The following is a 13025-nucleotide window of genomic DNA, read 5'->3' on the forward strand; positions in this document are numbered from 1 at the left end:
CTTATGGCGCAAGGAGTGAACAATGCAGATTCTTCCCACAAGCATAAGCAGCAACCAAACTCTTTGGAATGCCGCCAGCAACAACCGCCCTGATGATGAGCGCACGTCCTCGTTTCTCGACGTCCTCAACAACAGTCTGAAGGCAGTTGAAGAATCTGAAGGCGAGGCCGCCAATCCTTTCCAGACGGCAACAACCGCCATTTCTGCCCACTCAGCCACACCCGCCACCGCCACCGCAAAGGCCGCGGTGCAGGTGCAAAGCCCCTACTCGCGCAATTCGAGCAACGGCGTTACCTACACGCTGGACGAAGTGTGCTTTACCAAGCAGGAAGTCAAAGACCTTTACAACGACCTGCTCAAGGCGGGGGCATCTCCCGACAGTCTCGTGAAGCTGGCTGCCCTGGCCGACATGCCTGATGGCGCAACCCTTGCGCAGGTTACGGCCAGTGTTAAGGGCGGTGGCAGTACCCCTGTACTCACGGACGAAGACAAATCCAACATCACCTCGCTGCTCAAAAAGATCGACCCCTCCGGCATGCTGGACACCACTGTTCAGACCATGATGATGCAGGGCAACGCACAGCAGGCGTTCAACACCATATCTTCTTTTGTTAACAAGCTTGACCCCGCCGGAACCATGGAAGTTACGCAGGGCGAAGCCATCTCGCTTGGACGCGGCCTTGGCCTTGGTACAAGCAACCTGCAGACCCTGGCCAACAGTTTTGGCGGCAGTGCCTCCATCACCTGCCTCAACGAGCAGTTTGGCACGCTGATGGCCCCTGTTACCGACTTTTTCACCTCGCAGGCTGCCGCGCAAAAGACGCTGGATACCGCACTCAAGACCACCCTGCAGCCGCGCATCAGCAAGGCCCGGGCCCGCACGGAAAAAGAAAAGCAGGCCAACTCGCTGCGCGACCGCACTGCCCAGCAGAGCAAGGTGCATATTGACAAAACCGTGCGGCAAAAGAGCAACGACATTCTGGGTGCAACCCTTGAGGCCGGGCAAAAGTCTGAATCGGGCGATATCAAGGTTGCCGCGCAAAGCGAGATGATCGGCAAGGACGAAAGCGCCAGCTCCCGTCGTACCAATACCGCCAACGACAACAAGTCCACAGCGGCCCAGCGCTCGTCACAGGCAGAAAAAATTGCCGAATCCAACGCGGGTACGCAGCCTGCCGCACAGTCGACGGTGCAACAGTTGGCTCAAGCAGCCAGATCTGCCGCGCAACCAGAGAACCAGACCACCAAGTCTGCCACGCAGTCCGAGGCCCAGACCGCCAAGACTGCCGCCTCCAATCAGACACTGGCACAGGCAGCCAGCCAGCAGGCCACCGCGTTTGACGACAAGGGGCAAAAGAACAGCGGCAGCAATTCCGGCCAGAGCGAATCGGACAAGGACCATAAGAACAATTCTTCGTGGGGCGAACTGCTGGGCAAGGTGGATGTGCAGTCTGCCTCCATGACAGGCCGTGCCAACGCCGCTGCCTACGCCGCCGCGCAAGCAGCGCAAAACGCCCAGGGCGTGCAAAATATCTCTGTAGATGTGCAGGATGTGGCCACAGTAGCCCCCATTGCCCGTCAGGCTGCCCAGCAGGTTGAGCAGGGCATGCTCTCAACCATCAAGGGCGGCGGCACACGGCTTGACCTGCAGCTCAACCCGCAGGAACTGGGCTCCATCAATGTTACGCTCTCGGTGCGCAACGGAGAGGTCAGCGCCATTATCCGCTCTGAAAAGTCCGAGATCGCCGAGATGATCAACCGACAGGTTGATGCTATCCGCACCAACCTTGAGCAGCAGGGCGTCAAGGTGGACAAGGTGGAAGTGCGGCAGGAAACGTATCAGGAGCAGAACAGTACTACGTGGCAGGACTTTAACCAGCACAATGCCCGGCAGGAAGAAGATGCCCGCAGGGAAGAACTTGCCCGGTTAAAGAACCTTGCAACCATCCGAAATTCCTCATCTGGCGCGGAAATATCAACATTGGAACAGCCTGTGCATTCTCTTGGTCACACGGCAAGATATGCCACCAGCAACCTCAATGTGGTTGCCTGAACCGGGCCGTGAGGAGAGTGAATTATGGCTAGCAGCGTTGCATCCGCAATCACACAGGCCAACAACGAGTTTAACGCCGTTGTTGGCAAGCAGTCAGGCGGCGCCAATCTTGATAAGAACGCCTTCATGCTGCTTCTGGTTACGCAGTTCAAGTATCAGGACCCGCTGAACCCCATGGACGACAAGGAATTTGTCTCGCAGATGGCACAGTTCTCGAGTCTTGAACAGCTCATCAACCTGAATACCAGCATGAGCTCGCTCACAACTGCCACCAACAATGAGCAGATGATCAACGCCACCTCCTACATTGGCAAGGAAGTGACCGTTTCGGGCAACAGCATTGGCAAGGTCACTGACACCACCGCCAAGACGACCTCCATCACCAAGTTCCGCTACGCGCCCAACGATACTGTTGCCAGCGGAACCATTACGGTGCGCGATGCCGACAACAACGTTATCTACACGGAAACAGTTGGGGCAAAGGCATCTGGCACCACATACGAATTCAACTGGAGTGGCAAGGACAGCAGCGGAGCTGCGGCCCCAGACGGCGTGTACACGGTTAACCTGGCGCTGCTCAATGCCAAGGGCGAGGCAGTTATTGCCGACCAGGTTGTGGACGCCAAGGTCACAGGCGTTGTGAACAACAACAACACCGTCTACCTGGGCCTTGATGGCGGCCAGCTGATGGAACTCTCAAAGGTACGGCAGGTTACCGTGCCCACGACCACCAGCACGAATACACCCGGATCGGGTACGACAACGAGTTAGCAAAACAGATTTAACTGCGGGCAGGCAGTCCCCACTGCGCTACCCGAAAAAATATCCCCCTATCCCCAGACACGGAGGAAGTTATGAGTCTCTCATCCAGCATGTGGGCAAGCGTTTCCGGCCTTATGGCACACGGGAACAAAATGAACATCGTCGGCAACAACATCGCCAACGTCAGCACCCTGGCTTACAAGGGTCAGCGCGCAGACTTCAGCGACTATCTCTACACCGACGGTGGCAGCGTGAGCGGTACCACACAGATCGGCCAGGGCGTGAGCACCTACGCCGTGCTTGGCGACTACTCGCAGGGTTCTTTTGAATCCACCAACTCGGTCACCGACCTTGCCATTGACGGCAATGGCTTTTTCCAGGTGCGCAAGCCCAACAGCGAGCAGATGTACTACACCCGCGCCGGTGACTTTTATTTCAACAACAACCGCGAGCTGCAAAACCCCGAGGGTTATCTGCTGCAAGGCTGGAAGGTCGACAATACCAAGTCGCTGAGTTTTTATGGTGGCTCGACCAGTACGGGCTCTACCACCGCGACCAACTCTGCTTACAAGGGCACCGGCACGCCGGTGGACATCGTTCTGGACAGCTGGAACATTCCGCCCCAGCAGACGACCAACGTCAGCTTTACCATGGGCCTGACCAATGACGGCACTGGCGACAAGACCACCAGCAGCACCAGCCCCATGACCGCACTTTTTGACCTGTGGGATGCCAGAAGCACGCCCCCCATGGCCGACTCGGCCTATGCCACGCAGTCGAGCATCAAGGTGTACGACGAGGGCGGCTCTACCCACAATCTCACGGTCTACTACGACCAGGTCGACGCCTCCAAAACTGACACCAACGGCAAGACCGTTTACAGCATTGAAGGCCTGCCCGCTGGCTACACCATGTATGAATACATGGTCACCATCCCCCCGGCAGAAGACCAGCGCGGCTATGGTGGTCAGGGCTACAACTCCACCACCAACACCTGGGCGACCGAACCCACGAAATTTTATAACGACCCGGTCATGGGAACTAACAAGCAGGCCGGCGTGCTCATGAGCGGCGTCATGATCTTTGATGCCAGCGGCAAGCTGGTAAACCAGACTGCCTACTCGTATGGTGCCACCGAAACACCTGCCGCCAACAACCAGGTTGCGGTCGACCCCTCGCTCAAGAGTTCGTGGCAGCCCACCAAGACCTCCAGCAACGGCCTGCCCGTCTTCTCGGCCAACTTCAGCGGCCAGCCGCTCGCCAACAGCGTGAGTGAAACCATGACCCAGGGCAGCACCACGGTCAGCCAGGTTGAAAAGCAGATTACGGAACTTGACTTTGGCCTGAAAGACATTGGTAACCCCACGTGGAATAACCCCATTGTTACCACCGTGCAGAAAGACAGCGCAGGCAATCCCATTGGTACCCTGCCCTGGACCGGCGCCAGTGCTCCTCTGGGCATGAACTCGTTCGGTTACTACGCCCTTTCCAACGGTCAGTACGGTACCGCCAACGGCGCAGCTCTCGACCCTGTGTACGCCGACAGCAAGGGCTACTACTGGAAAGACACCACCGTTGGCGCCAACCCGGCCAACGTTTACGGTACATTGAGCACGGCCCTCGGCAACCTCAATGTGGGCAGCAACAGCGGCGTCTACTATGTGGTGAGCGGTGGTACCACCTACACCAACAAGACCACAGACACGACCACGGGCAACGTGTACCCCAGTGGCAGCGACAGTTACGGTAACTTCTACACCGTGGCCGGTACCAAGTACTATGGCGCCTTTGATGATGGCGGCACGCTGCGCCGTGTTTACCACAACGGCACCAACTACGAATATCTGGACGGCGGCGGTACGCCGCATACCCTCACAAGCACCACTTCCTTTGAGGTCAACGTAGCCAAGCCCATTACCCCGACCACCTACACGCTGCCCGATGCCGGCACACGTCCCAACCCGACAATGGTAACCGGCAACAACACTCTGGCGAGCCTGACCACCGAATCAAAGCAGACCAGCGTGGCACCGACTACCGGTGTGCCCATTTACAAGAACGTGGTCAACTATGGCACCGTGGTTCCCACCATGACCTCTGTGCAGCGTGGCGACTCGGCCAGCGTGAGCAATACCACGTCGTACACGGTGCAGAACAGAACCCAGGACGGCTACGCCTCCGGTACGCTCAGCAACGTCAAGATCGACAATAACGGCGTTGTCAACGGCGTGTATTCAAACAGCAAAACCCTGCCGCTGTACCAGATCGCCCTGTACGACTTCAAGTGCACCCAGGGGCTGTACCGCGAAGGCAGCAACCTGTACGCGCAGACCAACGAATCTGGTGAAGCCAATCTTGGCGTGGCGGGCGACAACGGTTTTGGTTCAACCAAGGCCTACAACATCGAACAATCCAACGTGGACATGTCCCGAGAATTTGTTCAGATGATCGCCACACAGCGCGGCTTCCAGGCAAACTCGAAAACCATCACCACAGTGGACAGTATGCTGGAAACAGTAATCGGCATGAAGCGATAACGAGTAGAGACCACTCTTGAAAGAAGGCTGGAGGGCCGCAAGGCCCTCCCAGCGTTGGGGATAGCGCTGCAAACCATTCTTTCCCGTGTCGGGCGTCGTCCAGGTGGACGACGCCTTTTTTTGTGCTGTCGCAAAGGTGGGCACAGGGGCAGAAACACAAAACCCGCAGGTGGCCCTGCGGGTATAAAAATGATAGCGCACTGCCCTTGTTGAATCCGGAGCTCAGATGCGAATATCTGATACACCAAGAGACTTGTTACCGATGGTGCCGCGCAGCCAGTCACAGTAGTCGGGAAAATTTGCAAGCAGTATCTTGAGGGCATTTTCTTCCGCCAGGGCATACCTGCGGGCTGTAACCTTGCCCGTACCCACCCAGTGCTTGAGATGGCGCGACAAATCCAGATGCCGTGCAAATCTGCCCAGCGCGTGCATGCCCCTGAACCATTCCACGCCAATATCAAGGCAAACCGGGCCGCACTGGCGGTATGCACCGGGCGGCAATACCGGGCCGTTGGGCACACACACTGGCCGCGATGCCTCAAGATCAAGCAGGCAGGCCCATTCATTGACGCGGCATTCTGGCAGGGGCCAGGATTGCTGGTCAAAGATGCCTGTAAAACCCTGATCGTAGGGGCGGGCAAAAATGCCCTTTTGCTGCGCCAGAGTGTAGAGTTGCTGCAACTGGTCAAAATCTGGCTGAAAATTCATGTAGTTGAGCGGATCGCAAGGCCCGCAGCCCATCACTTCACGCGTCAGTATTTCCACATGGGCCGGGCAGTTCCAGCACTGCCCCAGATGCCCCACCGCAACCGCCTCGCCCATCTGATCAAGCATAAACCCCAGCACATCCTGCAATATCAGCACGTCGTTGTGCATCAAAAAGAGCCTGCGGCTTGTGCTGTGCTCAAAGGCATACTGGTAGCGGATGCCGTAGCGGTAGGCATCTTCGTGCAGACGAGCGGGGTCTGCGGCGTTGAGGTCCAGCCAGTACTCGGGCTGAAATACGCGACAGCGATCGCCTATCTTGCCGCTCAGGTACTGGGCAATGGCATAGGGGCTGACAATGTCGTACTGGGAACCGTAGGGCTCAAACTGCAGCCACACACTCCCTACATGCCTGCCGCTGTGCTTGAGCAGCGAAAGCACAGAGAGGGCGGTCTGATACGGCTTGGCGAAGATGTTCATCGCCACGTCGATTTTATCAGACCAGCCCTGCTCCGCTGTATTCTGAATCACTGGTTCCGGCATGCCTGTTATTTTTGCTGCTCTGCCGGGGCAGAATCTGCCGCCTGCCCGGCGGGCTTTTCTTCTGTTGCCTGACTGGAAGGTGCAGAGGCCTCTGCCGATTTTTTGCTGGCCTCATCCGCCGTGGCAATGGCCTGTTGCAGAGCGACGGCAGATATCTGCGACAGGGCAATGACAATTTCGTTGTCAAAGCCCTGGTCCTTCATGAGAAGGCCAACGGCTTCTTCAGGCTGCATGCCCGCACGGTACGAACGGGGGCTGACCATGGCGCAGAAGGCATTGACCACAGCCAGAATACGGGCGTTGTGGTTGATGGCTTCGCCCGCCAGCCGCTGCGGCAGGCCCGTTCCGTCCATGCGCTCGCCCATCTGGAACACAGCGTCGGGCACAGGCAGGTTGAACTGCATGTCGCGCAGGATGCGGTAGGCGTATTCTGGCGCGCGCATGACTTCGGCCTGTTCCTCGGGTGTAAGCTTGCCCTTCTTGGTGAGCAGCTCGCGCGGCACAAAGATTTTGCCCACCTGCGAAAGCCGTGCCGCAAGACGCAGGGTTTCGCGATCCTTGTCGGGCAGGCTCATGGCGCCAGAGAGCAGATCCGCCACGTGTTCCATCTTCATGGAGTGGCCGATAAGGTTCACGTCCACGCTTTCGATGGCCCGCACCAGGGCAGCGATGCTGTTGGCTTGCCGTTCGCGCGCGGCTTCCGCACGGCGGCGGAATTCCGTAATATCCTGGAATATGCCCACGCAGCCGCCCTTGCTTGCCCCGCTGGCGGCATCTCCGTCTTCAAAGGGAAAGAGCGTCACGCGGTACAGGCGCACATCGCCCGGCTGGGGAATGGAAACTTCTATGCTGCCTTCCTTGCCTGTGCCAGTCACCTGAGCCATGCCTTCCATAAGGCGGGTTGCGGCATCCTGCGGCAATACGTCACCCACGGGCGTGTCCTTCAGGGTATTCTCGTCCTTGCCCGCAATCTGGCCAAAGGCCGGGTTGCACATCTGCAGGCGGCCATCCTTGTCCATAAGCATAAGGCCAGCCTGCAACGAGGCGTTCACGCTGTCGAGCATGATCTTTTGCTGGCGGATAACCGTGTACAGATGCTGGAAGTGACGTGCTGTTGCCCGGTGCGAACGGCTGACCAGCGAAGCCCAGATAAATGCCAGCAAAAGCGCCGTGCCAAGGCTGCCCAGAATGCCCAGACCATAAATCTGCATGGCCTGCCCCTCAACCACAGCGTCAACCATGGCGGCAGGGGCCTCAAGGGCTACAAGCCAACCCAGATTTTTGAGGTAGCTGCCAAGCGAATAGGCTTCTTCGCCGCCCACAAGGGCCTGCCTGCGCTTGAAAGCAAGGCCGTCTTCCAGCGGCAGGGGCTGCACGGGTTCCAGCACAATCTTGCCGTCACGCAGCAGTACTGCCTCCGTACCCTTTGCTCCGGTCTGCAGAATCCGGGGTAAAAATCCGCCGTACTGCTCCTGGCGCAGGGCAAGAAACGATGTCAGTACCCTGTCCATGGGGATAGTTGCAAAAAACACGGCAACAGGAGCGTTTTCACCACGTCCGAGCACCTCGTACATGGGGTCGGCCAGATCCATCACAACGTTGTTGCCAAGGGCGCGCACCGGGCCAAAAACAACGGTCTTCTGCTCAACAGCCCGCGCGGCAAGGGCAATCTGCGCTTCATCCAGGGGGGTATCGCCCATGCGCACGACAAAGGGGTTGCCCTTGGGCGACACCATCTTGGCAGAAATCCAGCCCTTGCTGCGGCTGAAATCCTGCAGCAGGTCCTGCATGTAGCCCATCTGCTCGGCCAGATTGCGCAACGATTCATCGCTGTGGCTCATGGCGTCGGGCGCGGAAAGGCGCGCCTGCCCGTTGTGGCCAAGATTGCGCACATCTACAGCAAACAGGCGAAACATCTCGGCAGTACTCACAAGCCGTGCCTGTTCCACCACTGCGGTATGCCAGGCGCGAATGGATTCCTGCGATTTATCGACCCATGACTGTTGCACTTCACGCTGGTTATTCAGGATATCCTGTGTGACGTTCTTGAGTTGCAAGGTGCAAAGACCATAGGCAATGGCGGCAGCCACCACCAGCAACGAAAGGCTCACCGCCGCCACAGCCGCCTTTTTAAGACGGTAGCGTCCGGCAACGGCTTGCTCGTTAAGTTCCTGCGTTTTCATGGGCATATCCTGTTGTACTTTACGATTGGCAGTGCCGTTTGCAGCAATCTTGCCGCATGGGTACTGCACCCGCCACGCTCCCATGCCCAAGGCACGGTCTGGTGGCTCTAGTTTATCTTGCGGCCCTTCATGTGGGCCCAGCGGCCAAACTCATTAACCGAATACTGTGGACTGTATTGGCGCAGTTTGGTGTGTGACAAAACCGAATTACTCAAATTATCAAGAATAAAGGCATCGTCATTAACGTACACGGCCAGCACGGCATGAGCAAAATTTCGGATTGTATCTCGCACAACCACAATACGCATGCTTTCGGGTGCAACGCCCAATTCCTTAAGGGTAAAATACTTGATAATGGAATAGTCTTCACAATCGCCTGACTTTTTAAGAAATTCGGCAGGAATTTCCCAGTAGTCTTCCTGTTTCCAGTTAACGATGTCTTCCACATACGGCCAGGTATTCCAGAATGCATTGACGTAGCGCAGCAGTTCCATTTTGTTGTTCATGGGAGCCTTGGACTTGAAATTCTCCCAGGTTACGCCTTTCTTGAACACCTTGCCGGGAATAAAAATGGGATCCATGTTGTTGCGCTTGAGCAGATCAAGCCAGCCCGGCAGGGTCGAAAGGGGGCGTTTGAATTCAACCGTGCCAAAAAGCTGCACCTTTGAATCGTGCGCGCCGCCTGCAGCCTGAGGAACAGCAGCACCCGCGGGTGTGGCCGGTGCGGTGGCAGGCGTTGCAGCCGGAGCTGCGGCACCGGCCTTCTGCTGGCCCTCCGCCTGATCCGCCAGTTCCTGCTCGGAAACCTGATCTTCGGCAAGCCCGGCAGCATCGGCTGGGGGTACGGAAACAGCAGAACTTTCACCTGTTGGGCCATTTGGGTCAGCAGCCTGCCCATTGGTGGTATTTTGGAGAGTGCTGCTTTTGGCAGCGCTGGAAGATATGGCAGGAGGTTCAGAAACACTGGCCGTGCCAATGGGGGCTCCGGCCTGCGGATTCAGGGCCGCAGCCCAGGCGGGGTTCCAGCCCTGATTCCAGCACAGCAGGCAGACCAAAAGAGCCGCCATAACTCCAGAGAAGGTGGCGGCAAAAATTAATTTGGTGTGCCGAAATTTTGGCATAGGTTCACCGATTACAGGCGTATGCGACGTTTGATACTATACTGCCGCGTTGCATGCGTCCAGTATTCTGCAGGCTGCTGGTCGCAATTTTCGCCTCTAGAGGGCAAAATCTGGCCATGGCTGGCGCACGTAAGCACACCCACCACACAACAACGCAACAAGACAACAAATCAGCAACGCAAAAGGGGCCGCGCATGGCGGCCCCTACTGAAATGCCCCTCAGCCGCAGAACGGCATATGGCCTCATACGTTACTGAGGCTGACCCCAGAATCATGCCTGATGCGGCCTGCCTATGCGGTCTGCCAGTTGCCCGGCCGCATCAAACAGCACCGGCCGGGGTTCGTGCACCACTGTAAAGCGCGAAGTATCAGTGAGTTCCTTCAGCACGGCCTCACTCACAAAGCAGTCTGTGAGATACAGGGTGTTGGGAATGTGCACCAGACGCACTTCGTCTTCAGGTATGCTGCGCAGGCAGAACATCATGGTCTCCAGCGCTTCCTGCTCCGTATCATACCAGGTTGGCAAAAAGGCGCGGGTCACAAAGGTGGTGGTAAGGTTGTTCAGATAGGTGGCCTTGCGGTCAACCTTGTCGATGAGCCGCTGGGTCACAAAGTCCACCAGTCCGATGCCAGTGGCATTGCCGTGCGACTCTTCCGAAATATCCAGCACCGAAACATAGCGGATATTAGGGCTGGTCATCTCGGCCTCGCCCTGAATACGCAAGCGGCCAATGATATTGGTATCCACACCCGTGCCGCTGAAGTTCTTGCCCATTTCCTCCACTATCAGACCGTGCAGCCTGTCTACGGGCAAGGCGGGCATGAGGGTTTTTGACCAGGTCAGCAGCTCCACCTCGCGCTCGATCATTTCTTCGGCCAGCAGGCCCTGAATACGTGCGGTTTCTTCGTAGGCGTTTTCCACAATGGCAATGCCACCGATAACGGGCATCTTTTGCAGAATGATGCGGCTCACATCCACCAGCAGGCGCGGCAGTTGCGCCTGCCCCAGACTGTGGAACTGCCCCGCCCCGCCGGGGCCGCCAAGGCCTACCACCAGCATCTTGCACATGCCGCTCTCAACGCAGCCCTTGAACGAGGTGTGCGTTTTGACTCGGTTGATGGGAATGATGGCATCCACCGAAAAGGCGGAATCAAGCATGTGGGCTGTGAGGCCGTCGGGCGTTTGCCCAATGCTGCGACAGGTGGCGCAGGTCACAACCTTTGCTCCAAGCCTTTCTTCGGTAATGTTCAGGCTGTCGAGCACTTCCTTTTGCCCTTCGGGCGTTCCGCCGCCGTGGCTGCCCATGGCCGCCAGCAGCACCGGGGTAGCACCACAGCGGCGCACAACGGCAATGGCGGCCTCCAGCATGGCGCAAATATTCTGTATGCCCCGGCTGCCCACGGTTATGCCCACATTTGTGCCAGCCTTGATGCGCGGCGCAAGCAGTTCCATCTGTGCGGTCATTTCTGCTGCGGCATCATCCACCCGGGGCCGGGTAAATGACTGCCGTATGCGCGCCATGGGCGGCAGGGATTTGCGGGTTGTTGTCATTGTCTGCTCCAGCTTGCTTAAATAAGACCGATAACGGGAAACCACACCAGGGCCGTGACTGCCCAGGCCAGCCAGGCAAACAGCCCCACGGCCACTGCCGCCTTGAGCTGCTCGCTGACCGTGTAATAGCCCGCGCCAAACATGATGATGTTGCCCATGGTGTTAAAGGGCAAAAACAGCGCATAGCCCATAAGAATGGCCTGCGGCAGTACAAAACCGGCAATGGGAAAACCAAAGGTCTGCGCTAGGCCGATATAGATGGGAATCATTACGCCAGCCATTGCCGTGGTGGTAGACCAGATGACATGGCTGAAAATGGTAAAGCCCATGAGCCCGATCATGAGCGGAAGCATCTCAACGTGGGTAAGGCCCATGGCGTTCAGGCCGCTTTTGATGACCCACTCAAAAGCCTTGGTTTTCATGAGCACGTCGCTCAGCGTGATAACGCCGCCAAAATAGACAAAAAGCTCCCACGGAATGGACTTTTGCGCTTCCTTCCACGAAAGCACGCCAATGCCGGGCACCAGAATAAGCGTGCTGACCACAAAAGCGACCATGGTGGAATTGAAATGGTGCCACATGTCGGTAGACCACAGCACAAGGGCCAGCAAAAAGTAGAGCATGGCCTTTTTTTCGCGCATGGTGGTGGGGCCCATGGCCTCCAGCTCTTTTTCTATGTATTCAAGCCCGCCGGGAATGTCCTTCATCTCGGGCGGAAAAATCCAGCGCACCACATACTGGCTGCCCACAAGCACGATCAGGGTGGTGGGCAGGGCCGCCAGAGCCCAGAACCCCCACGAGGTAGCCACAACAGCGCCGCCCATGGCCGTAACCATCATGCCGATGGCCACAGGGTTGGGAATGGTGGCCGTTAAAAAACCACCGGCGGTAATGTTTGAGGCAAAGGTATTGGCGATAAACAGCGCCTTGCCAAAATTGCTCTTGCCCGGCTCTACGCGGTAGGCCTGGGCCACGCCCTCAACAATGGGCAGCATGGCTGCCGTGCGGGCGGTGTTTGAGGGGGTGAGCGGCGAAACAAGCAGGTTGGCAATCATGGGCGAAAGGATGGCGCCGCCCGGTTTTTTGCCAAAAAGACGCATGAGGTGCAGGGCCACACGGCGCGCCATGCCCGTGTTGGTCATGGCAATGGAAATGACAAAGCCCGTAATGAGCAGCCACAAGGCAGGAGAGGAAAAACCAGATAGTGAAAACCCGGCATTATGTACAAGAACACCGTTTTTGAGGGTTCCTTCGGCATTGCCCACCCAGAAATACAGTAGCGAAACAATGATAAAACTGCTGGTCGCCACCGAAACGCTCAGGGTAATCCACAACACAACCGCGCCAGAGAATATGCTCAGCAGTTTGTGCTGGGTTATGTTCATGCCGTCAGGCGTGGGCAGCAGCCACACCAGCAGGGCCACTGCAACCGCAACAATTGTGCCGTATTTCTTGCCGTACTCCTCAAATCTGTTGGCCATGTAAACCTCCTCGCTTGCTGGCAAAAGGGCTTATTTGGGGGGGGCTGCCACGGGGGTGCCCCCCATATCCCCTTGCTGTCATCAGGGC

General features: G+C 57.5%; 8 protein-coding genes. 3 read left to right on the plus strand and 5 right to left on the minus strand.

Annotated elements, in window-relative coordinates; translation table 11 throughout:
• The first annotated feature begins 22 nt into the window (after positions 1-22).
• From F8N36_RS08100 to F8N36_RS08110, 3 genes are all read left to right on the plus strand, one after another.
• Positions 23-2053: a flagellar hook-length control protein FliK gene (locus F8N36_RS08100; protein ID WP_291332292.1), complete on the plus strand. Its 2031-nt coding sequence runs from the start codon at positions 23-25 to the stop codon at positions 2051-2053.
• Positions 2054-2077: 24 nt separating this feature from the next.
• Positions 2078-2824 (plus strand): flagellar hook assembly protein FlgD, encoded by a 747-nt coding sequence (locus F8N36_RS08105; protein WP_291332293.1) that lies wholly within the window; start codon positions 2078-2080, stop codon positions 2822-2824.
• Positions 2825-2907: 83 nt separating this feature from the next.
• Positions 2908-5352 (plus strand): flagellar hook-basal body complex protein, encoded by a 2445-nt coding sequence (locus F8N36_RS08110; RefSeq protein ID WP_291332294.1) that lies wholly within the window; start codon positions 2908-2910, stop codon positions 5350-5352.
• 222 nt (positions 5353-5574) lie between these two features.
• Here F8N36_RS08110 and F8N36_RS08115 read toward each other — a convergent pair whose 3' ends face one another.
• The 5 genes from F8N36_RS08115 to F8N36_RS08135 form a co-directional block, all read right to left on the minus strand.
• The gene (locus F8N36_RS08115) at positions 5575-6600 is read right to left on the minus strand and encodes a hypothetical protein (RefSeq protein WP_291332295.1); all 1026 of its coding nucleotides are present in this window, start codon (positions 6598-6600) and stop codon (positions 5575-5577) included.
• Positions 6601-6605: 5 nt separating this feature from the next.
• Positions 6606-8783: an HD domain-containing phosphohydrolase gene (locus F8N36_RS08120; protein ID WP_291332296.1), complete on the minus strand. Its 2178-nt coding sequence runs from the start codon at positions 8781-8783 to the stop codon at positions 6606-6608.
• 107 nt (positions 8784-8890) lie between these two features.
• Positions 8891-9850 carry a transglutaminase-like cysteine peptidase gene (locus tag F8N36_RS08125; protein ID WP_291332297.1) on the minus strand — a complete coding sequence of 320 codons (960 nt, stop codon included), beginning with the start codon at positions 9848-9850 and terminating at the stop codon, positions 8891-8893.
• A 325-nt stretch (positions 9851-10175) separates the two neighbouring features.
• A complete protein-coding gene (locus F8N36_RS08130) occupies positions 10176-11456 on the minus strand; it encodes a hypothetical protein (RefSeq protein ID WP_291332298.1) in 1281 nt (426 codons plus the stop codon).
• Positions 11457-11473: 17 nt separating this feature from the next.
• Complete coding sequence (locus F8N36_RS08135; RefSeq protein ID WP_291332299.1) at positions 11474-12937, minus strand: DASS family sodium-coupled anion symporter; 1464 nt, start codon at positions 12935-12937, stop codon at positions 11474-11476.
• Positions 12938-13025 lie beyond the last annotated feature (88 nt).

Origin of the sequence: Desulfovibrio sp. (genome assembly GCF_009712225.1) — a bacterium.
GTDB lineage: Bacteria > Desulfobacterota > Desulfovibrionia > Desulfovibrionales > Desulfovibrionaceae > Desulfovibrio.

Coding starts and splice junctions, on each gene's coding strand:
- F8N36_RS08100 (WP_291332292.1), top strand. CDS start 23: ATGCAGATTCTTCCCACAAGCATAAGCAGCAACCAAACTCTTTGGAAT.
- F8N36_RS08105 (WP_291332293.1), top strand. CDS start 2,078: ATGGCTAGCAGCGTTGCATCCGCAATCACACAGGCCAACAACGAGTTT.
- F8N36_RS08110 (WP_291332294.1), top strand. CDS start 2,908: ATGAGTCTCTCATCCAGCATGTGGGCAAGCGTTTCCGGCCTTATGGCA.
- F8N36_RS08115 (WP_291332295.1), bottom strand. CDS start 6,600: ATGCCGGAACCAGTGATTCAGAATACAGCGGAGCAGGGCTGGTCTGAT.
- F8N36_RS08120 (WP_291332296.1), bottom strand. CDS start 8,783: ATGAAAACGCAGGAACTTAACGAGCAAGCCGTTGCCGGACGCTACCGT.
- F8N36_RS08125 (WP_291332297.1), bottom strand. CDS start 9,850: ATGGCGGCTCTTTTGGTCTGCCTGCTGTGCTGGAATCAGGGCTGGAAC.
- F8N36_RS08130 (WP_291332298.1), bottom strand. CDS start 11,456: ATGACAACAACCCGCAAATCCCTGCCGCCCATGGCGCGCATACGGCAG.
- F8N36_RS08135 (WP_291332299.1), bottom strand. CDS start 12,937: ATGGCCAACAGATTTGAGGAGTACGGCAAGAAATACGGCACAATTGTT.